This window comes from Pedobacter faecalis (assembly GCF_030182585.1).
Lineage (GTDB): Bacteria > Bacteroidota > Bacteroidia > Sphingobacteriales > Sphingobacteriaceae > Pedobacter > Pedobacter faecalis.
Window position 1 is genome coordinate 2,361,385 of the sequence record NZ_JARXOW010000001.1, and the last position, 21,514, is coordinate 2,382,898.

Sequence of the window (21,514 nt, forward strand, 5' to 3'; positions counted from 1 at the left end):
AAGTCCTTATTGATCGTTTTCGGTCCCTGTATCTGAGGGAAGTATAAAGTAAAATTCTGAACCTTCGCCGAGGGTGCTTTTAACGCCTACCTCGCCACCGTGCCGTCTGATGATTTCGGCAGAGATATAGAGACCAATGCCAAGTCCCTGAAAATGGATCGCGGTCTCTTCTACGCGATAAAATTTATCAAACACATGTTGTTGCTGCTCCCTCGCAATCCCTATACCGAAGTCACGCACACCAAGGTATACTTTATCATCCTTCACATTCAGATATACATGAATTTCATCCGTGCCGGGAGAATATTTGATCGCATTCGTAAGAAAGTTGACGATTACCTGCTCAATACGCATCTCGTCAGCATATATAAGGCCTGGTGCCTTGCCTTTCCGGACAATGTTAAAGCCTGGGTTCGACTGGTGAATAATTTCTATCACGTTGTCAAGCAACTCGTCCATAACGAAATGCTTTTTGGTAAACTTGAGCTTACCGCTTTCAATTTTAGAAATGTCCAGAAGATCTGCAATGAGCTCGTTGAGCTTCTCCAACTGAACTTCTGCCTTGGCAAGATGATTCTTAACCTTATCTATATCGCCTTTTTCTACGCTTCTGGCCAACAATTGTACATAACCTTTCACGCTCGTCAGCGGAGTTTTTAGCTCGTGACTGGCAATACTGATAAACTCGTCTTTTTTACGCTCAGCGCGTTTTCTGAATTCAATCTCCTCGAGCAAAGCCTTCTGAATTTCGCGCAGCTTACGGCTTTGCTCATAAATCCGGTAAAAAGTCTTTACTTTCAAAAGTAAAATGTCCATATCTACCGGCTTGGTGATATAGTCGAGCCCGCCGGAAGAATAGCCGCGTGTAATAAACTTCAGTTCCTTGTTAACGGCAGACAAAAATATGATCGCCGTCTCCTTCGCCCGGCTGTAACCGGAAATGGCCTCTGCGACTTCGAAGCCGTCCATCCCTGGCATCTGCACATCCAGAATGATAAGCACATACTCATGCTTGAGCACCTTTTTCAAGGCCTCTTCTCCCGATGATGCCGTATCTACTTCAAAATTATGCCGCTCCAGAACCCTTTTTAAAGAAATCAGGTTTTCGGGCGTATCATCTACAATTAATATCATGTTTAAATATCCGTCATAAAGTTATAACACCACAGGGATAAATTCATGTTATAACTTACATGTTACTTTTCAGTATCAAGGGAGTTCCTCCGAGCTGAATGTATCGCCCTGACTAAAATCACCCGTTTCAAATCCTTTTTTAAACCAAAACGCACGCTGCGCCGAAGTTCCATGCGTAAACGCATCAGGAACCACTTCCCCATTGGTTTGCTGCTGAAGTTTATCATCACCAATAGCATTGGCTGCATTCAATGCCTCTTCCAGATCCCCAGGGTCAAGCCTGAAGTCCTTAAGATTCTGTGCGTGATGAGCCCAAAGCCCCGCCAGAAAATCTGCCTGAAGCTCCAGCTTCACAGAGAGCCTGTTATATTCTTTTTCACTAAGCTGAGCCCTTGCCCTTTGCACTTTTTCAGAAATACCAAGCAGATTCTGTACATGGTGGCCAACTTCATGTGCGATAACATAGGCCTGCGCAAAGTCGCCAGACGCACCAAAACGATCTTTAAGGTCTTTATAGAACGAGAGGTCAATATATACCTGCTGGTCGCCCGGACAGTAGAACGGCCCTACTGCGGCACTGGCATTACCACAGGCCGACTGCACCATATCCGTGAATAAAACAAGTGTAGGCTCCTCATAGCGTTGTCCCATCTCCTGGAACTGCTGCTCCCAAACCTGATTGGTCGATTCCAGCACCCCGTCAACGAACTTCCCTTCTGCATCTTCGGGGCTACCAGTAGCCCGTTCGGCCTGAGCGCCCTGCTGCAAAGGGAGCTGACTAACTAACCCACTCAGATCAGTTCCGAAAAGCAACCCGAGAACAACAATGATGACGCCGATACCGCCTCCAATGGCGCCGCCGCCCATTCCTCTCCTATCGTCCACATTGCCGCTTCCTTTACCGAACCATTGCATATTTGTAGTGAGTTTTGGTTTATCCGTGTATTGCGACAAGGATTATACCAAAATAGCAAAGGTTTCAGGTTTATTGCATAATATGCTATGCAGGAATTTTATTCACTAAACATATTCACCGCAGATCGGATGCGCTGTATAGTTTCCTGTGCACCCAGCATCGCGGCGATATCGAAGACGCCCGGACCAAATTTTCCACCAACAAGCATCACCCTGAAGGGCAGCATCACCTCACCAGCTTTTAGTCCGTGTTCGGCGGACAGCAATTTAAATCTTTCCTCAAGGTCAGATGCAGAGCGTTCATCGGTAATTGTGTCCGCAAATGCGGAGAAAAAATTGGCTTTAATCTCAGTCCATTTTGGCTTCACTGCATCCACATCAAAAACCTCCGGAGCCTTAAAGAAATAACCTGCCTGAAGTTTAAAATCGCTGAGCAATGTACACCGGTCTTTCACCAGCCTCACAACATTTAGAAAATACTTGTCGGTTATTACGTCCGTGGCCTGCTCGCCCAACACGGACCTAACCAGCGGCATCAGCACTTCCGCTTCGCTTTTCTTTATCCATTCCTGGTTAAACCACTTCGCCTTTTCAAAATCGAACTTGGCTCCAGCCTTACTGATCCGGTCTATCGAGAACTTGGCTATTAGCTCAGAAAGCGAGAATAACTCCTGCTCACTACCATCGTTCCAGCCCAACATGGCAAGAAGGTTTACAAACGCTTCTGGCAAGAAACCAAGCTCTTTAAAACCCCTGGTTTCTGCCCCGGTACGCGGGTCAGTCCAATTTTTAGCATACACCGGGAACCCAAGTCTGTCGCCATCTCGCTTGCTCAGCTTTCCGTTCCCGTCAGGTTTAAGAATCAACGGAAAATGAGCCCATTGTGGCATAGCGTCGGCCCAGCCCAGATATTTCCATAGCAGGATATGGATGGGAGCTGATGGAAGCCATTCCTCTCCACGAAATACATGGCTGATCTCCATCGCCTTGTCATCTGCAACAACGGCAAGATGATACGTTGGCATGCCATCTGCTTTAAGCAGCACCTTGTCATCAACCAAATTGGTGTCAAAGCTTACATGACCTCTGATCAAATCATAGAATGATACACTTTCGTTTTCCGGCATCTTGATGCGCACCACATGCGGAACGTTGCGACTAAGCAGTTCTTCCACTTCTCCGGAAGTTAACGACAGGGAATTTCTCATACTCTCCCTCGTAGCCTGCCCGTAAGTAAAATTAGGCACTTCTTTTCGCTTTATCTCCAGCTCTTCCGGCGTATCGAAAGCATAGTATGCATGTCCTTCACGAATCAACTGTTCAGCAAATACACGGTAAGACGCCTTCCGCTCACTCTGCCTGTATGGTCCATAGTTACCGCCCTTTTGCGGACTTTCATCGGGCACCAGCCCACACCAATCCAAACAGTCAGCAATATATTCCTCCGCGCCTTCCACAAATCTCGTCTGATCCGTATCTTCGATACGAAGGATAAATGAGCCGTTATTTTGCTTTGCGAACAAATAGTTGAACAGCGCTGTCCGAACGCCTCCTAAGTGAAGTCCACCCGTGGGGCTGGGAGCAAACCGTACTCTAACTTTCTTTTCCATATACTATCCGCAAAGATATATTTTTGTAATTTGCCTTTTTCATATTCTATGAATCCGTACGAAAAAAAGCGCCGTTGGAAATTCTTTCTTTTGATCTTTGCCATCGTTATCGGAACCGCTTCCGTTTTTTACAGTAACTCGTTCGTTAAGAAAATGGAGCGCGAGGAGCAGCTCCAGTTTCAGTTGTACGTTAAAGTAACCGAACAGACGTTTTTAATGTACGACGACGATCGCTATACCAGTATGATCGACCTCATACGCAGCAACACAAAACTTCCGGTAATTCTTACAGACTCTCAGGGGGAAATCATCAGTTTCCAAGGACTTGATTCAACTAAAACCAACTATAACCTGGAGAAAAAAGAAGGCATTACATACGATCCGTTATATTTCAAGAAAGAGCTGTTTCGCATGAAAAAGCAGCATGCGCCCACACCGATAATCGGTCTCGACGGCACAGTATGGTATTTATATTATCGCGACTCCCCAACCCTGACACAGCTCCGCTATTTCCCTTACATCCAGCTGGCGGTCATCGCCGTGTTTTTGCTCACGGCTTACGTAGCCTTCAGTTCGGCCAGAAAGGCCGAACAGGACCAGGTTTGGGTCGGCCTAGCAAAAGAGACGGCACATCAGTTGGGCACACCTATCTCATCACTGATGGCTTGGGTAGAACTGATAAAATCAAGGTTTAACGCCGAGGACGACCCGCTTATTGAGGAAATGGAGAACGACATCAAGCGCCTCGAAGTAATCACCGACCGCTTTTCTAAGATCGGCTCAAAACCCATCCTGGAGGACCACGTGGTCTATACCGCGATCTATAACTTTGTCCAGTACTTTAAACTACGGACATCTGACAAGATCAGATTTGAGATTACCGGTGATGAGCAGGTTCGCGCTATGCTGAACGTACCGTTGTTCGACTGGGTAATTGAAAACCTGTTGAAAAATGCAGCAAACGCTATAGATAACGAAGGGAAGATCAGCATAAACATCGCCGAGAACCTCGCAAAGGAAGAAGTTCTGATAGACGTTACAGACACCGGATCGGGCATTTCCCGCTCTAAATTCGACGCCGTATTTCAGCCCGGCTATACCACACGAAAGCGAGGCTGGGGACTGGGCCTTTCATTGACCAGGAGAATCGTCGAAAATTACCATAGTGGTCAAATCTTTATTAAAGATTCGGAAATCGGCAAGGGAACCACATTCCGCATCATATTAAAGAGCAGCATCACCTACGAGCCTACCTCAGGCACTCCGGCATAGTAACAAAAAATTACCTCCCAAATTAAAATAATCGATATCTTTGAGCCGTTAAGATATTCACTATGACTGAGCAAGGAAAAAATAACAACACTTTTGACTGGGTATATTACGTATTAGGACTCTTCTTCGGCATTGTAACCACCTTAGCGATCACAAATAATTTTTTCTGGGCAATCTTTGGAGGCATAGTCGGTTTTATATTCAGCGCTATATTTCTCAATGGCATCGTGAAAGGCAGGGAATACTAACCCCTCCTAAATTTAAGTTATTGTTTGCTACCTTTTGCACGAACTGTCAGTTCCCGCTGTGGTCCTGTCGACAGTATTGCAATTACGTTTGGCTTAGTTCCAGGATAGCTCAGTCGCGGCATTTTGTCAATCGCAGGTAATTTCAAGATTACCTTTTTTTATTTTCTCAATATTAATCAATCGATTGATTAGTTTTGCGCACCCAATCAACATATGGAAATAAAAGATAAAAGAACACGTATTCTGGAAGCTGCGGAGCGGCTGTTTTCCGAACTCGGGTATGAAGGCTCGTCTACCCGGCTCATAGCGCGCGAATCAGGTGCGAACATGGCCATGATTAATTACTACTTCGGTTCCAAAGAAGGCGTATTCATGGAAATCATAAATAAACGGATTAGCGACCTAAAGGAACAACTGGAGCGAATCAGCAAGGGCAGTGAAACCGGTATCGAAAAATTGATGAAGATTATTGACGAGTATGCGGTTCGCACCCTGAGCAATCATCGCTTCCACAAAATGATACATAGGGAGCTGTCCCTCCCCCAACGCCCTGAAATGTTTGGCAACATCAAAAAAGCGATGGCTGAAAACTATCAGATTATCGAGAACATCATCAACGAAGGAATATCTGAAGGCAGCATCAGGCAGGTCGATGTCCGGCTAACCATTCTCACGCTAGTCGGAACCATTAGCAAGATAGCGATATCGCCCGGAAAGATCACACATGGAACAAGCCAGGATCTTGGCAAGCCGGAAGACCGCAAGCAACTTACCGATCGACTGATTGCGCATCTGCGCGATTTGATCACCATATACCTAGCACCCCAAAAATGAAACATCTGTTTAAAAATTTAATACTTACAGGCCTGCTGCTTTCCGGGACCACTTACGCTCAGCAGGTGAGGCACCTGGACCTTAGTGAGGCGGTCAACCTGGGAATTGAAAACAGCAAAAATCTACGCCTCTCACAAAATAAAATTGATGAAGCCCTTGCTCACCTTGCTGTAGTTAAAGACAACGCTTTGCCTTCGGGAAACGCTTCGTTTTTATATAACCACGCCGAGATCCCGGGCAACACGCTGGTCATAGGGGAGTCCGCACCGCTGCACCTACCGAAACGTGCAGACGCCTTTGTCGGAACCGCCGCAGTCGAGCAACTCGTGTATGGTGGAGGAAAACTCAGGTATGCCGAAGCGTCGACCCGACTCTTGGCCGAAGTTGCGAGACTGGATGCCGACAAAAGCAAAGAAGAAATCGCCTACGCAGTGATCTCTACCTACTATAATCTTTTCAAAATCATACAGAGTAAAAAGGTGGTTGAGCAGAACCTTGAATCGATTGCCAGCCAGCTTAAGCAAGCTCAGCGATTCTTCAGCCAGGGTATTGTCACCAAAAATGATGTACTCCGTTTCCAGTTACAGGAGGCAAATGTATCGCTTACCGGGATGGAAATCGAGAACAACCGCAAAATCGTCAATTACAATCTGAACATTATGCTCGGCCTGGATGAAAACACAATACTCGACATTTCAGATCCCGAAGCCCACCTCCAAATGGCACCAAACCTGGGCAGTTTTACCGAAATGGCCATGGAAAACCGTCAGGAGCTCCGCCAGCTGGACTTACAAAATCACGCTGCGGAAGTAAACACAAAGTCTGTGAAAGCAGAAACCCTACCTAGTGTTGGTGTTGGCGCCAATCTTTATTACATAAACCCAAGCGGCCGCTTCATTCCACCGGTCAACCAGTTTATCTCCCCCATAACGCTCGGCGCAAATCTGTCCTGGAACATCGGCTCCCTTTGGACAACTAGGCACAAAGTTGCAGAAGCGCGCATACAGCAAAAAAGCATAACTCTGCAGAAAGATGTACTTACCGATCAGGTTAAGACAGAAATAAACAAGTCTTATCATGACTATCTGCTGGCGGTAAACCGTATCAAAGTGCTTGAAGCCTCTATCGTACAGGCCACAGAAAATGATAAGCTGCTTGCTTCAAAGTACCAGAACAATGTAGCCTCGGCTACCGACCGCATAGATGCTGAAACATTGCTATATCAAGCCCGCATCAATCTGGAAATTGCAAAGGCGGACGCAGGACTCGCCTGGTACACCTTGTTAAAATCAACCGGAAAAATCGACACTTCTAAATAATCCTACTGAAATGACAACTGAAAAGAAGAAAAACAAAATAATCCCCATCATACTCGCCGTATTAATCGTCATAGGCGCCGGTTTTGGCATTAAAGAATACATCTATTACAGCAATCACGTCGACACCGATGATGCGCAAATCGATGGAGACATCAGTCCGGTTGTGGCCAGGGTAAGCGGATATGTTAAGCAGATCCGGTTCGAGGAAAACACCCACGTAAGCGAAGGCGATGTATTGGTTGAACTAGACGATAGCGACTACAGCGTCAAACTAGAACAGGCCGAGGCCCGCCAGAAAGGCGCCAGCGCTGGCGTTAATGTATCGCAAGCGCAAATCTCTGCCAGTTCTGCAAATACCAGTACCGCCAAGGCGAACATAGACGCGGCTAAGGCGAAACTTTCCCTGGCCCGAAAAAATTACGAGCGTTATGCCAATTTGATAAAAGACGGCTCTGTTACACAGCAGCAGTTCGATCAGGCTAAGGCAGAAAGAGAGTCGGCCGAGGCGGAGTATGCCGCTGCAAACGATCAGTATATCGCCTTAGTTAAGCAAGTCAACACCAGCGAGTCGCAGTTGGCGGTAAGCAACTCTGGCGTAACTCAGCAACAGGCAGAGGTAGATTTTGCCAAACTCCAGCTTTCATACACTTTAATTAAAGCCCCTGCAAGCGGCCTGGTCTCCAAAAAGAACGTACAGAAAGGGCAGCTGGTCCAGGCAGGACAGTCCCTGTTCTCTATTGTAAATGACAACAGTTTGTATATCACTGCTAATTTCAAGGAAACGCAGCTCGAAGAAATCAAACCCGGCTCTAAAGTGAAAATAGAGGTCGACGCATATCCTGACGCCGAAGTCGAGGGGGAAGTCTACAACTTCGCCCCTATAACCGGAGCAAAAGGCTCCCTTTTGCCGCCCGACAATGCCACAGGAAACTTCGTTAAGGTGGTACAGCGAGTACCAGTTAAAATCAAGATTACCAAAGCCCCTAAAGAGATCCTGCCTTCGCTCAGGCCGGGCATGAGCGTTAAAGTATCCGTTTCCGTAAACGATTAAGCATGGCCGAAAAAGGTTTAAAAAAGTGGATCATCACATTCACAGTCATTACCGCATCCTTGCTGGAGCTTATTGATACGACCATCGTGAATGTAGCAATACCCCAGATCCAGGGCAACCTCGGTGCCACCCTGGAAGACGTCGCCTGGCTTTCTACCGGCTACGCCGTAGCCAACGTCATCGTACTGCCTATGTCCGGCTGGCTGGGCGGGCGCTTTGGCCGTAAAAACTATTTCCTGTTCTCCATTATCCTCTTTACCATAGCCTCCTTTCTTTGCGGGAATGCCACAAACCTCGAAGAGCTCATTATCTTCCGCATCCTGCAAGGACTCGCCGGCGGCGGCCTGATATCGACCGCACAAGCCATTCTAATCGAAACCTGGCCAAGGGAAGACGTTGGCATCGCCACAGCTCTTTTTGGTCTGGGCGCGGTGGTAGGGCCAACGGTAGGGCCTACCATTGGTGGCTACCTGCTCGAAATCAGCACATGGCCCATGATCTTTTATGTTAATATTCCCGTCGGAATCCTGGCGGCGTATTGCACGTATACCTTTGTGCGCGCTACACCTAAAGAGGATAAAGGAGCGCCGGTCGACTGGTGGGGCATTCTGCTTTTGGCCATTGCCGTTGGCAGTTTACAAACCGTACTGGAAAAAGGAGAAAGCGAGGACTGGTTCGCAACACCTTATATTACAGCGCTTGCCGCCCTGTCGGTGATCGGGCTGTTGCTGTTCATCTGGCGGGAGACCACCACTGACCATCCGATAGTCAACTTCAAGATCATGCGCCACAGAAGTTTCTCCATCGGCATGTTTACCTCGTTTATTCTAGGTTTCGGATTATACGGCTCCGTCTTTGTCTTCCCCGTTTTTTGCCAGAACCTCTTAGGTTTCTCCCCGCTTCAAACGGGGGAATTGCTGTTTCCCGGCGGACTTTGCACCATCATCCTGATGCCTTTCATTGGCATAATGCTAAAAAAAGGCGTTCCTGCTCAAATTATGGCAGCGATCGGTATGCTCCTGTTTTTTATATTCTGCAGCATGCTCAGTAAGTCGACCCTACAGTCGGGCACCGGCGACTTCTTTCTTCCGTTGATTGTACGCGGTATTGGCATGGCTCTGCTGTTTGTTCCGCTTACGACGCTGGCCATACAGGACCTGAAAGGTCCGGAAATCGGGCAGGGCTCAGGCTTGAACAACATGATGAGACAATTAGGCGGGTCGTTTGGAATTGCCGCGCTAACTACACTAATTCATGTGAGGCAGGGATTCCACCGCAGCAACCTCCTCGTAAATATTAACGAGTACAACCCCGCGTTTACCGACCGCCTTAACGGATTCATAAAGAACTTTATGGCACACGGTTACACCTATCTCGACGCAAAAAATCAGGCGATAAAGGCTATTGAGGGAACAGTTATTAAACAATCACTCCTACTCACCTATAGCGACGCCTATTGGGTTGCCGGTTTAATTCTGTTGTTTTCCATCCCTTTGGTCTTCCTCCAAAAATTCAGGAAGAACGTGGCGGTACCCACAGATGCACATTAACAAAACAGCCGGCAAGTTGTCTTGCCGGCTGTTCTACCCCAAAAAATTAACAATTACTACCTGTCCGCTTCTCATTGCGTTGTAACGGCAGGCAAATAAATCTAGACGGATTTGTTAAACCTCTATGGTACTAAGTTAATGATTTATAGAAAAATATCAAAATAAATTTAATCGAAATAAGCCGTCGGTATTTGAATCATTTTTGGTAGCTTAAGCGCGCAAAAAACAACCCCCCAATTATGATGCAGAAACAACGTGCAAAAGGCCAGCGAGAGTCCGTATTCAACAACGAAGTTGTATCTCGTTTCGAACTATATAACAGCCTTTTCCTTACCCTTCCGTTTTACAAGATCAAAGACACAGGAACACTGCTTCCTCTTTTTATCAAATCCTGCGAAGACGGCGTCAATAACCGGAAAACGCCTGCAGACATTATTCGTGCATTCTTTGAAAAATACACCCAGACCGAGGGAACCAAAGATGTTATAGACCTGCTCTTTCGCTTTATCCAATACATCGAACGCCAGGTCGTTTTGTTCGATGCCATAGAAGACGCGAGCTTTACCAAGATCAATGCCTCAGATGAGCACAGCGCATTGCTCGATTATCTGAAAAAGGGCGTCGACAACAATCCTCTGAGTGAAAAAATTGAGAAGCTTATGGAGGATTTTTCGCTCCGTCTGGTTCTTACTGCGCACCCCACCCAATTCTACCCGGGAAGTGTGCTCTCCATCATTACGGATCTGACAACCGCCATTAAAACAAACGATTTGTCGACCATCCATTCGCTCCTGCAGCAGCTTGGCAAAACGCCGTTCTTTAATAAGAAGTCGCCCACCCCGGTCGATGAAGCCCTGAGCCTTGCCTGGTACCTGGAAAACGTCTTTTACTTCGCGGCGGCCAACATACAATCTGAGATTGACCGCACGCTTACAGACTTCAATCTCGAACCAAAAAAGATCCTCGAACTTGGCTTTTGGCCTGGTGGAGACAGGGACGGCAATCCCAACGTACATACAGATGCGACCATACAAGTTGCGCGAATGCTCCGTCAGATACTGTTCCGTTGTTATTACCGCGACTTCCGTAACTTAAAGCGCCGCATCACCTTCCGTGGCGTAGAAGACGACATCGCCAAAGTACACGACATCCTGTATGCAAACGCCTTCGATTCCAGTCTTCAGATGGAAAACATATCGGATAGCATTGTCGGATATCTCAGCAACATCAAGAATACTCTGGATACAGATCACGACGGGCTCTTTACCGATCTTGTGTCGGATCTGATACGCAAAATAGAACTTTACAAATGCCACTTTGCCTCACTTGACATCAGGCAGGACAGCAGGGTACTCAGAGACGTACATGCATATTGCCGTCAAAGCAAGCCCATTATTTCCCTGTTCCCTGAAAACTACGATGAACTGAGGGAAGAAGAAAAAATTAACACGCTTGTATTCAAAAGCGCGCGACTGCAGAATCCGGCTACGCCCGACCCGCTCATTGACGACACCTTACAGACCATCTCGGAGATCAAGCAGATCCAGGAAAGTAATGGAGAAGAAGCATGCCACCGGTTTATCATCAGCAACTGCCAGCGGGCAAGCGACATCCTTCAGCTTATCGAGCTGTTTCTCTGGAACGGATGGGAAGAAGACAGCTTGACCGTCGACTTCGTACCGTTGTTTGAAACCGTACACGATCTGGAAGTAGCGGGCGATATCATGGAAACACTATACGCGCACCCCTTCTATAAAAAACATTTAGCGAGTCGCGGAAACAAGCAGCATATCATGCTCGGGTTTTCTGACAGCACCAAAGACGGGGGTTATCTAATGGCCAACTGGTCTATATTCAATGCCAAGGTTGCGCTTACATCCACGGCCAACAAGCATAACATACAACTCGCCTTTTTTGACGGCAGAGGCGGCCCGCCATCACGCGGCGGAGGCAAAACACACCGCTTTTATGCCTCGATGGGCAAAGAGATCGCCAACAAAAATATTCAGCTGACCATTCAGGGGCAAACTATCAGTTCACAATTCGGGTCTATCGACAGCGCAGAATTCAATATCGAACAGCTGATCAACGCAGGGATTTCAGCCGGCATCCGGGAGAAGCACAATATCCTGCTGGATCCGGTGCATAAAAACCTGCTCGACAACATGGCCAGGACCAGCTTCAACGCGTTTGTATCGCTCCGCAAGCACCCCCTTTTCCTGAGCTATCTGGAGAAGTTCTCGCCGCTTACCCTGCTTTCTAAAATCACCATCAGCAGCAGGCCGGTAAAACGCAGCTCCGGAGGATCATTGAAACTGGAGGATCTGCGGGCGATCAGTTTTGTTACCGCCTGGAGCCAGTTAAAGCAGAATATCCCTGGTTTTTACGGTATGGGTACGGCACTTAAAGACCAGGAAGAACAGGGCAACTGGGATAAGGTCGTGGAAACCTACAATGAGTCGGGATACTTTAAGACCATCATCGACAACTGTATGATGTCCATGAGCAAGTCAGACTTCTCGATAACCGCCCATTTTCGGAACGACGAAGAGTATGGCCAGTTCTGGAAGAGCCTGTACGACGAATTTGAGCTATCTAAGCGAATGCTCCTTAAGCTGTCGGGACATGAAACACTGATGGAGAATTATCCGGCAGAGAAGCGCTCTATTGCCGTGAGAGAAAAGATCGTACTTCCATTGGTATTGATCCAGCATTTCGCTTTGGAACGCCTTCGCGGCGATATATCTGCCGATGAGCGTCAGTGGTACGAAAAGCTGGCGATCAGAACGGTATATGGTATCGTTAATGCAGGAAGAAACCTGGCATAAGAAATAAACAAAGCAAAAAAAAGGGGATACATCGTGCATCCCCTTTTTTGCTTTTACAACTTCGGGCTATCCCCGATCGATCGAGCCCATGACTTTCTGAGAAAAAGCATTTAATGCATCCTTCTCAGCCATTCCCGATCTCACGCTGCCGTGTACTTCAAGCGCTCCGCAGATATTCGTGATCAGTTCGCCTGCCACATCAATCTCCGCCTCGCTCACACCCCTGAACTCGCAAAACGACTCTAAAACGGTAAGCGTAGTCTCCAGGTCTTCCGGCGTGCTGTTCTGATACAACTGTCTGATTACAGGAATTTTCATGACTTTACTTTTTCAAATAACTCGGTCAGCAACTCAGCTTTATTGGTCTGAACCTGCCCCGCAAGGGACCCGCCGCTAAAAGCCGCAAAGGTTGGCAGATTGTCCACGTTAGCTAGCTTACGCGACTCGGGGAACTTCTCTGCGTCTACGATCAGGAAAGCCACGTCCTCGTTCTCCGAAGCAAGCTTCTTGAACTTCGGCTTCATGATCCGGCAGTTACCACACCAAGAGGCCGAAAACTGCACCATCACCTTGTCGTTGCCGGTAATATATTGCTGAAGGTTATCTTCTGTTAATTCTACAAACATCTTTGTTTTTGTTAGTTCGCACTTACATTAGCGCTCAGGTATTCTGCCACACTGGTCCTGTTCGCACTCATCGCTTCTTTACCCTCTTCCCAGTTTGCCGGACAAACCTCGCCATGAGTTTGTACGTGGCTGTATGCGTCGATCAGACGCAGATACTCTTTTACATTCCTTCCAAGCGGCATATCGTTCACACTCTCATGGAAAACCTTACCAGTCTCATCGATCAGATAAGTGGCGCGGAACGTCACATTCGAACCCGAAAAAGTCTCATTGCCTTCCTCATCATATTCAACTTCCTGTTCTACGATACCCAGAATGTTCGCCAGGTGCCTGTGCGTATCCGCAAGAATAGGATATGTTACACCTTCAATACCACCGTTATCTTTCGGTGTATTTAACCAGGCAAAATGCACCTCGTTTGTATCACATGATGCACCTATTACAATGGTATTTCTTTTTTCAAATTCAGGAAGTGCTGCCTGGAACGCATGAAGCTCTGTTGGGCAAACAAAAGTGAAATCTTTTGGATACCAAAACAACAACACCTTGCTGTTTTTACTAACGGCCTCTTCAAAAACGTTGATCTTCAAATTGTCGCCCATTTCAGACATGGCATCAACACTGATGCTTGGAAATTTTCTACCTACTAGTGCCATAATTTTATGTTTCGTGTTTAAAATTTTACTGGTGCAAAGGTACGGCAAGCCACCGCCAAAAGCAAGCAAAGCGATCGATAAACCGATATCAATTCTCGATAGAAGTATAGACAAAATCTATTACCTCAAAACGCGGCCAGTCTTATCGATGGTTACGTTGAAAGGGTTCAGATAGTCCATCATCAAAGCCGCCAGCTCACGGCGACTAACAACCTTTGAGGGATTATAGGGCGTTTTGAAACCATAGGATGTGTTCCAGTTCTTCCTTACCTGTTTTTCTGTACTTTCGGGGGCTTTGCCGCCCACGTAACAAATAAGGCTTAACGCATCGCCCGCAGTCAGTTTATCCGACTTATGGTCATCAAACCATATCTGGGCCTTATAATAATATTCTTTGATCACATCCTTTACCTCAGAAACGGATACCGGTTCCTCAGGCTTAAAATACGCCTTACCATTGGTCAGGGAAGCTTTGAGGACGCCGGTCAGACCGGCGAACTGAATAGCCCTCCAGTTGGTATCTGCAGGTTTAACATCTTCAAACGGGATTAGCGCCAGGTTATACTTGATCAGTTCGCCCTGAATATCTTTTAGACTCGCCTCGCTGGTCTTCTTCTTGAAGAAAGCCGCATAAGCAGCAGTAGCGCCTGCTGCCTGACCGAAGGCCAGCGAATGCTGAGTGGCAGGCAAGATGATCTCGTTCTCGTTCGAAGCCCCGAGCAAAGCATATAAACTCAGTATCGAGGCTTCAGGTGCATCCACACCATAATTTGCCCCGATACTGGTTCTGTAATTATTATTCTGATAATCAAAGGGCTGCCAAATCGCGGGTGCACTAGCCGAGTCAGGTCGAACAAGCACTTCGGCCCTAACCTTGCGACCATCGCCAAGTTCCATAACCCAGCCCTGCCCAGACCGCTTCAGCTTTTGCCAGCTTACACTTCTTACGACCGACAGGTTTTTAGTGCTGTCTACCCATTTCCTGATCCCCGGCTCGCCAAGACTATCCAGCAAGGCAGTAAGCGTAGCCTCCAGGCCAGTTCCTGAACTGGCTTTTTCCATCGAAAGGCCAAGGTCATTGCCCGGTAGCAGCAAATGCGTTTTAACACCTGAAATGGCCGACTGCAGGCTCGCTGCGACAGCGCTATTTCCACCGCCTAGCACCAGCACACCCGTCTTTATCGTCTGCCCCCAAGCTATATGGAGCAAACAAAACAAAAACAAACAGGTGAGCAATCCCTTCTTCATTCAGAACTATATTTTAAAGTTTATTTTGCCTGAGCAAACTCTAGGTTCAGGGTGATCTTAACGTCTTTTCCCACACCCATTCCTGAAGGATCATATTTTATGTTGTAGTCCAGCCTGTTAATGGTAGTTGTAGCCATAAATCCAGCCTTGGTATTCCCTTGCTGATCTTTAGCAGTTCCACCAAAAACAACATCAAATTGTACATCTTTAGTCACATCGCGAATGGTCAGCTTGCCCGCAAGCACATAATTGCTGCCGCTTTTCTTTTTAAACGAAGTACTCTCAAAAGTCATGTTAGGGTACTTTTCCGCGTTAAAGAAGTCATCAGACTTCAAGTGTTTGTCGCGCATTTCTACATTGGTGTTGATGCTGTTAACGTCTACCGTAAAGCTGATCTTAGCATCAGACAGGTCCTCCTTGGCGGCAGTAACCGAGCCGTTAAACTTACCGAAATTACCGTCTACAAAGGAAATGCCCATGTGCTTCACGGAGAAGTTCACGAAGGAGTGCATCGGGTCCACCGTCCATTTGGTTTGTGCAAACGACGCTACGCTGAATGTCAGCGCGATAAAAAATAAAAATGTCTTTTTCATGTTTCTAATTTTTCATACAAAGATACATCCGCACAAAACCTAAGCCATTGATCTATGATAAGAAATCGCCGGCTATTTAATGGCATTAAAAAAATTAAACTCCGCCCGAACCAAATACATATTGCGGGTATAGCGCCCCGGAATATTACCCGCCACCTGGAAGCGATAACCAACATCGATTCGGGTGCGACTATTTAAAATCATTTGAACCGCCGGAGCAAAGTCAACATAGGAACGTCCGTTTGCGGGATTTGTTTTGCCCAAGGCCTCAAAATACAAGTTTAAGTTGGGCTGATTGTAATTCCTGTACACCAAAGGGAAAAGCAGGTAACCGGACGACAGACTATATCCGATCATTTGGTCCGGTTCCGGCATGTCAGGCAATTGCTTGTCTGCTTTAACAAACGCCTTGCTGTAGTTCAAGTTGGCCGAAAGCGCAAGCTTATGCAACAACTGCGTAAACACTACGCCCCCCTGCACGCCGCTGTTGTCGCCCTCCAGGTTAATGTCTTCTGTATAAGTGGGCCGCCTGCTGCTGCTGACCCGTGCATACGCTGCAGCCCGAAAATGCGATTGGACATCGTCTATAGATAAAAACCTGTATTTGGTGTACACGCTGCCACCTTCAAATGCATAGCGTCCATCCATATCCGACAAAAACGCCTGTCCGTGCAGCATCCAGCTCTTGTTAAAACCGACCATCAGTTCCGGGATACTGCGGTTAGCAAACTCCGGGCTGAACACTCCCTCGTTGGTTAGCCTTAATCCCACCGACTTAGCAGGCATATTGCTGGCAGGCTCGGTAAACACATACAATTCCTGAGATTGCGCAGTGCTGGCCAAAAAGACCAGCACCAGCGCATATAACAACCCCCTCATCCTTTAAATAGACAGGTGATAAACACGTGTACGCTTACCGTTTACCATGGCGTAACCCGATTTGTAGGCCTCTGATTTTACTTCTGCCGCTTTCTTCTTATACTCAGCATTAGAAATAAAGCCTTTGTCGACTACACTGGCTTTCACCTTTCCGTTGAGCACCTTATTTTTCGCGTTCACGAAATGATACACTTCAGAACCAGCAAGGGCTTTGCCTGAAGGGTCGACCTTTACCTGGTTAAAATTAAATGTAGCGGCCAGGTTACCCACCGAAAAACCCGCATCCTGTACCTTATCTGCGATCTTATCCAGATTAACACGTTTGCCCGCATCAAAGCTCAGCACAAAGACATTGCGGTTAAGGTCGGGTTCCACATTTTTGACAAAATCCAGTGTACGGAGCGACTTCTCGGTAGCCTGAGAACACATCGAGCAGGTAAGCCCCGTAACCTGAAGTTCTGCAGAAGAAATTTGCTGAGCGGAAACCTTTCCTGCGGTCAGCACGAATATAATTAAAGCGAAATATTGAATCGTTTTCATGTTAGAATCATTTGAAGTTAAAAAATAGTATAAGCCACGGCCAACCAATACCTGGCAAGCCGGAAAAAAACCATCTTAACTCCTAATTCCTGAAAACACAGTTGAAAAGATGCAAACGCACAAGCGAGGAGAGCGGGGGAGCCTTACCTTCTGCATCCTTAAAAACAACGGCCAACCCGCCCACTTTGAAATACGGCAACACCGCATCAAAGAGCATTTCCAGACTAACAATCTTGGGAATACTGATCTTACCAGAAGCCTCATGGCTGTCTTCAACCTTAGCATCCACATCCGTAGTCTTGCAGCAGTCATGGCTTTTCGCATCAGTTCCTGTTGCCTTGCACGACCCGCATTTAGCCGCCTTGGTGAAACTAAAAGAAGAAAAACTGCCGTTGCAGAAATGCATACTGACAGCAATGCCGATTACGCTGAACAGGTAAAAGACACATAAGCCTAAAGCAATTTTTCTTTGTAACTTCATAAATCACTGGAGGTTGACGAGTCAACTCAGGTACAAATATATAAAATTAAGCCGATCAAAACCAAAAGCATTATCTTGCAGCCCGATTATGAAAAGACTTCTTACCCTACTCTTATGCCTAAGCCTTAGCGCAGTATTCGGGGCCAGGCCAAAGCACAAATATGTCCGCATTCAAACCAGCATGGGCGAATGCGTCATAAAGCTATATAATGAAACGCCTTTACACCGCGATAATTTTGTCAAGCTTGCCAAAAAGAAAACTATAGACGGCACCCTGTTTCACCGCGTTATCAACGGATTTATGATCCAGGGGGGCGATCCGGACTCTAAAACAGCCCAGCCTGGCAGCGAACTGGGCAATGGCGATGTGGGTTACACCGTACCTGCAGAGTTCAGAGACAGCCTGTTTCACAAAAAGGGCGTGCTTGCTGCTGCGCGCGACAATAACCCGGAGAAAGCCTCCAGCGGATGCCAGTTCTATCTTGTTCAGGGAAAAATATTTACAGACGAAATGCTGGATGCACTGGAAAGTAAACGTCAGGGTTTCAAAATACCAGGATGGCAGCGGGAAATATATAAGACCGCAGGGGGTACACCGCATCTCGACCAAAACTATACCGTCTTCGGCGAAATCGTTCAGGGCTTCGCTATGGTCGACAGTATTGCGACGGTAGCCACCGACGAGCGCAACCGTCCGCTGACCGATGTGAGAATGGCAGTGAAACTGCTCAGCAAGCGTGAAGCACGCCGTCTGGAACGTAAACTTTCAAAATCCTGACCGTGAAAATCATATCATACAACATCAACGGCATCCGTTCCGCTTCTACTAAAAACTTTTTCGGCTGGCTTCAGGCTACCGATGCCGACATGGTATGCCTCCAGGAAGTAAAAGCACTGCCCACACAGATTCCGGAAATCATTGCCTTGATTGAACAACTAGGCTATCAGCACTTCTGGTTTCCCGCCGAAAAGAAGGGCTATAGTGGCGTAGCCATACTTACCCGTATTCCGCCAAACCACGTGCAGCTAGGCTGCGGAGAGGAATGGATCGACAGGGAAGGGCGTGTTATTCGGGCCGATTTCGATGACTTTTCCCTGATGAGCCTTTATATGCCATCGGGATCCAGCGGAGAGGAACGTCAGATCAAGAAGTACGAATTCATGCGCTTTTTCGACGGCTATATCGCCGAACTAAGAAAGACACATCCAAATCTTATTATATCGGGCGATTATAATATCTGTCATACCGCCATCGACATACATAACCCGAAAACAAACGCAAATTCCTCAGGCTTCCTGCCCGAAGAACGGGAATGGATGGAAACCTTTCTCTGCAACGGTTTTATAGATACTTTCAGGTATTTTAATAAAGATCCACATCACTATACCTGGTGGAGTTTCCGGGCAAATTCACGGGCAAAGAACCTCGGCTGGCGCATCGACTATCATCTGGCCTCCCAGCCGATGCTCAATAAATTGAAACGGGTAACTATCTTGCCCGACGCGGTCCATTCCGACCATTGCCCGGTACTGTTAGAACTGGACCTCCAGGCCGAAGGGGCTACCCATGGCCCTCTCTGATCATCCAGGGGTGCTCAATCAAACGAGTACATGCGCTCCGGGGTAATGCAGCAATCCAGCCTGACATCATTCTCATGCACATCCTCAATTTCCTCAACCGGTCCAAAAAAGGAGACCCCCACTTTAAGGGTCTTCAGGCCGCTTAGGAAACGATCATAAAACCCCTTACCGTAGCCCGCGCGGTAGCCACGGCGATCGAAGGCAAGTAAAGGCACCAGTACCATGTCCACATCGCCCGTGTGCAGGGCCGACTTCTGCGGCTCCAGGATATTATAAAGATTTTTCTGCAAGTCCTCGCGCCCAGCGTACACGTGGCTGGTCATTAAGGCAGAATCAAAGTCTGCCCGGGGCACAATAATCTTTACGTCCGGATGTTCCGCCTGTAACCATTCAATAAACAAAAAAGTATCCGGCTCGTTCTTCTCTGCAATTGGCAGAAAAACATGAAGCGTCTTTACCCCGGTAAAATCAAGCCTTTTAAACTGTTCCAGCAAACCCAAACTCAACTCGGCAACCTGTCGCTCCGACAACGCCTTACGCTGCCTCATAGCCTCCTTTCTGATCTCCGCTTTCTTCATGTAAAACATCATTATTCTCAACAAAGATATCAACAACCCCAGCAATAACATCACCCCTCATCCCGAAGACCGCATTTTTTAACTGAACCTTTCGCATTAAAATGATGTGTTGCTGAGCGGCCTAGGAAATTTTGTCCCGCGAAGCGGGCAAAAGATTCCAGCCTCGAAGGAGCACATCATTTTACAACCATAGGCACCAAAAAATAAGGCTTCGGGAACCACTCCGAAGCCTCAATCAACCTAAACCTAAAACTAAACTATGAAAATTCTTATTTTACTCTTTCTACGTAATCACCTGTACGAGTATCAATCTTAACCTTATCGCCCTGATTGATAAACATAGGCACTTTGATCTCTACGCCTGTCTCTACGGTCGCATACTTCAATGCATTTGTAGAAGTATCTCCTTTTACAGCAGGCTCAGAGTACGTTACTTCCAATTCCACATGAGAAGGCGTTTGCGCCATGATCGGCTCATCACTTTCAAATGCGATGATCACGTTCATGCCTTCTTTCAAAAAGCGGACACTTTTACCGAATAATACCTTAGGGATATTGAACTGCTCAAACGTGTTGTTGTCCATCACCACCAATGCATCACCATCTTCGTATAAATACTGATAGTCATTGGTTTCTACACGACAAATTTCTACTTCTTCGTCAACACGAAACCTGTATTCAACCAGTTTACCGGTTTTCACGTTTCGCATTCTAGACTGATAAAAAGCGCGCAGGTTACCTGGTGTACGGTGGATAAATTCCTCAACCTGTACCAGTTCTCCGTTGAAGCGAAGGATGTTGCCGTTTTTTATATCTGATGCTTTTGCCATTTTCCTGAAATTGCGCCCATACTACCGGCCCTTTTTCGTGCCGCAAAGGTACAGACTATTTTTTAATTATACAATACCTATTTTAAAATTATTTTTAGCTCCTCTCAAAGATAAATCTTATCCCTTAAAATCCGCCATCTCAACAAAATGATTACAAAAGGAATATTCGTCTTCCTGATTAGATCCAACCACGACAAGCCTGTCTGAAGTGAACCTGCCGATCAGTTGTTGATACCAGGCCAGTCCTTGTTTGTCTAAATTCGATGCCGGCTCGTCCAGAACAAGCACAGGCGTGTCCGAACACAAGGCCAGCACTAGTCTTGTACGTTGCTTCATACCTGAAGAAAAGTATTTAAGAGGCCTGTGCCGCGCATTAGAAAGCTCCAGTATCTCAAGCACAGATGCCTGGTCCAGGCCGGGATAATAACCCTTAAAACGAAAATGAAATTCGACCGTTTCTTCGAGTGTAAACTCCTCAATAAGGTCGAGGTAAGGCGCTGCAAAACTTACGTACCGGTAGAAATCCTCTATCCGCAAATCCTTTTGCTGATGCACATATTTCAGTTCGCCTTCCGACAAAGATAAACTGCCCAGAATCACGCTTAACAACGTAGACTTACCCGAGCCATTTGCACCGAGAACAGCATAAGACTGGCCAGACACAAAGCGATAAGATAAATTACGGAATACCCATTCCTGGTTAAACCTTCTGCCCGCCTTGTCAAGCAAGATCTCCATGCG

At 46.9% G+C, this 21,514-nt stretch carries 23 protein-coding genes; 9 read left to right on the forward strand and 14 right to left on the reverse strand.

Annotated elements, in window-relative coordinates:
* Positions 1-6 precede the first annotated feature (6 nt).
* From QEP07_RS10680 to gltX, 3 genes are all read right to left on the reverse strand, one after another.
* Complete coding sequence (locus tag QEP07_RS10680) at positions 7-1,134, reverse strand: hybrid sensor histidine kinase/response regulator (RefSeq protein WP_285010074.1); 1,128 nt, start codon at positions 1,132-1,134, stop codon at positions 7-9.
* Between the two features lie 75 nt (positions 1,135-1,209).
* A complete protein-coding gene (gene ypfJ, locus QEP07_RS10685; RefSeq protein WP_285010076.1) occupies positions 1,210-2,049 on the reverse strand; it encodes a KPN_02809 family neutral zinc metallopeptidase in 840 nt (279 codons plus the stop codon).
* Between the two features lie 98 nt (positions 2,050-2,147).
* Positions 2,148-3,659 carry a glutamate--tRNA ligase gene (gltX, locus tag QEP07_RS10690; protein WP_285010077.1) on the reverse strand — a complete coding sequence of 504 codons (1,512 nt, stop codon included), beginning with the start codon at positions 3,657-3,659 and terminating at the stop codon, positions 2,148-2,150.
* Between the two features lie 48 nt (positions 3,660-3,707).
* On the opposite strand from gltX, the gene QEP07_RS10695 reads away from it, so the two are divergent.
* The 7 genes from QEP07_RS10695 to QEP07_RS10725 all read left to right on the forward strand — a co-directional run bounded on the left by QEP07_RS10695 (position 3,708) and on the right by QEP07_RS10725 (position 12,761).
* On the forward strand, positions 3,708-4,931 hold the full coding sequence (locus QEP07_RS10695; RefSeq protein WP_285010079.1) for a sensor histidine kinase: 1,224 nt from the start codon (positions 3,708-3,710) through the stop codon (positions 4,929-4,931).
* Positions 4,932-4,993: 62 nt separating this feature from the next.
* Positions 4,994-5,179 (forward strand): hypothetical protein, encoded by a 186-nt coding sequence (locus QEP07_RS10700; protein ID WP_256002863.1) that lies wholly within the window; start codon positions 4,994-4,996, stop codon positions 5,177-5,179.
* Positions 5,180-5,392: 213 nt separating this feature from the next.
* Positions 5,393-6,013: a TetR/AcrR family transcriptional regulator gene (locus QEP07_RS10705; RefSeq protein ID WP_256002862.1), complete on the forward strand. Its 621-nt coding sequence runs from the start codon at positions 5,393-5,395 to the stop codon at positions 6,011-6,013.
* Positions 6,010-7,332, forward strand: a complete 1,323-nt coding sequence (locus QEP07_RS10710; protein WP_285010080.1) for a TolC family protein — start codon at positions 6,010-6,012, stop codon at positions 7,330-7,332. The genes QEP07_RS10705 and QEP07_RS10710 overlap by 4 nt, the downstream gene beginning before the upstream one ends.
* 10 nt (positions 7,333-7,342) lie before the next feature.
* Positions 7,343-8,383, forward strand: a complete 1,041-nt coding sequence (locus tag QEP07_RS10715; RefSeq protein ID WP_285010082.1) for an HlyD family secretion protein — start codon at positions 7,343-7,345, stop codon at positions 8,381-8,383.
* A 2-nt stretch (positions 8,384-8,385) separates the two neighbouring features.
* A complete protein-coding gene (locus tag QEP07_RS10720; RefSeq protein ID WP_285010084.1) occupies positions 8,386-9,933 on the forward strand; it encodes a DHA2 family efflux MFS transporter permease subunit in 1,548 nt (515 codons plus the stop codon).
* Between the two features lie 239 nt (positions 9,934-10,172).
* Complete coding sequence (locus QEP07_RS10725) at positions 10,173-12,761, forward strand: phosphoenolpyruvate carboxylase (RefSeq protein WP_285010086.1); 2,589 nt, start codon at positions 10,173-10,175, stop codon at positions 12,759-12,761.
* A 66-nt stretch (positions 12,762-12,827) separates the two neighbouring features.
* Here QEP07_RS10725 and QEP07_RS10730 read toward each other — a convergent pair whose 3' ends face one another.
* The 8 genes from QEP07_RS10730 to QEP07_RS10765 all read right to left on the reverse strand — a co-directional run bounded on the left by QEP07_RS10730 (position 12,828) and on the right by QEP07_RS10765 (position 17,784).
* The gene (locus QEP07_RS10730; protein WP_256002854.1) at positions 12,828-13,079 is read right to left on the reverse strand and encodes a DUF6952 family protein; all 252 of its coding nucleotides are present in this window, start codon (positions 13,077-13,079) and stop codon (positions 12,828-12,830) included.
* Positions 13,076-13,387, reverse strand: a complete 312-nt coding sequence (locus QEP07_RS10735; RefSeq protein ID WP_285010087.1) for a thioredoxin family protein — start codon at positions 13,385-13,387, stop codon at positions 13,076-13,078. The genes QEP07_RS10730 and QEP07_RS10735 overlap by 4 nt, the downstream gene beginning before the upstream one ends.
* 11 nt (positions 13,388-13,398) lie before the next feature.
* Entirely contained in the window at positions 13,399-14,043 is a 645-nt protein-coding gene (locus tag QEP07_RS10740) for a peroxiredoxin (protein ID WP_256002848.1), read from the reverse strand.
* A gap of 120 nt (positions 14,044-14,163) precedes the next feature.
* Positions 14,164-15,291, reverse strand: a complete 1,128-nt coding sequence (locus QEP07_RS10745) for a hypothetical protein (protein WP_285010089.1) — start codon at positions 15,289-15,291, stop codon at positions 14,164-14,166.
* A 20-nt stretch (positions 15,292-15,311) separates the two neighbouring features.
* Positions 15,312-15,884 carry a YceI family protein gene (locus QEP07_RS10750; protein ID WP_285010090.1) on the reverse strand — a complete coding sequence of 191 codons (573 nt, stop codon included), beginning with the start codon at positions 15,882-15,884 and terminating at the stop codon, positions 15,312-15,314.
* Positions 15,885-15,956: 72 nt separating this feature from the next.
* Complete coding sequence (locus tag QEP07_RS10755; RefSeq protein ID WP_256002840.1) at positions 15,957-16,763, reverse strand: hypothetical protein; 807 nt, start codon at positions 16,761-16,763, stop codon at positions 15,957-15,959.
* Between the two features lie 3 nt (positions 16,764-16,766).
* Positions 16,767-17,303 (reverse strand): heavy-metal-associated domain-containing protein, encoded by a 537-nt coding sequence (locus QEP07_RS10760; protein WP_285010092.1) that lies wholly within the window; start codon positions 17,301-17,303, stop codon positions 16,767-16,769.
* Positions 17,304-17,385: 82 nt separating this feature from the next.
* Positions 17,386-17,784 (reverse strand): HYC_CC_PP family protein, encoded by a 399-nt coding sequence (locus QEP07_RS10765; protein ID WP_256002834.1) that lies wholly within the window; start codon positions 17,782-17,784, stop codon positions 17,386-17,388.
* 88 nt (positions 17,785-17,872) lie between these two features.
* On the opposite strand from QEP07_RS10765, the gene QEP07_RS10770 reads away from it, so the two are divergent.
* Both QEP07_RS10770 and QEP07_RS10775 read left to right on the forward strand, forming a co-directional pair.
* Positions 17,873-18,562, forward strand: a complete 690-nt coding sequence (locus QEP07_RS10770) for a peptidylprolyl isomerase (protein WP_285010093.1) — start codon at positions 17,873-17,875, stop codon at positions 18,560-18,562.
* Positions 18,563-18,564: 2 nt separating this feature from the next.
* Positions 18,565-19,365, forward strand: coding sequence for an exodeoxyribonuclease III (locus tag QEP07_RS10775; protein WP_285010095.1), 801 nt, complete (start codon positions 18,565-18,567; stop codon positions 19,363-19,365).
* A gap of 14 nt (positions 19,366-19,379) precedes the next feature.
* Here the strand turns inward: QEP07_RS10775 and QEP07_RS10780 are convergent, their stop codons facing one another.
* The 3 genes from QEP07_RS10780 to QEP07_RS10790 all read right to left on the reverse strand — a co-directional run bounded on the left by QEP07_RS10780 (position 19,380) and on the right by QEP07_RS10790 (position 21,511).
* Positions 19,380-19,943: a 5-formyltetrahydrofolate cyclo-ligase gene (locus tag QEP07_RS10780; protein WP_285010096.1), complete on the reverse strand. Its 564-nt coding sequence runs from the start codon at positions 19,941-19,943 to the stop codon at positions 19,380-19,382.
* A 269-nt stretch (positions 19,944-20,212) separates the two neighbouring features.
* The gene (efp, locus tag QEP07_RS10785) at positions 20,213-20,773 is read right to left on the reverse strand and encodes an elongation factor P (RefSeq protein WP_256002824.1); all 561 of its coding nucleotides are present in this window, start codon (positions 20,771-20,773) and stop codon (positions 20,213-20,215) included.
* A gap of 117 nt (positions 20,774-20,890) precedes the next feature.
* Positions 20,891-21,511 carry an ABC transporter ATP-binding protein gene (locus QEP07_RS10790; protein ID WP_285010097.1) on the reverse strand — a complete coding sequence of 207 codons (621 nt, stop codon included), beginning with the start codon at positions 21,509-21,511 and terminating at the stop codon, positions 20,891-20,893.
* Positions 21,512-21,514 lie beyond the last annotated feature (3 nt).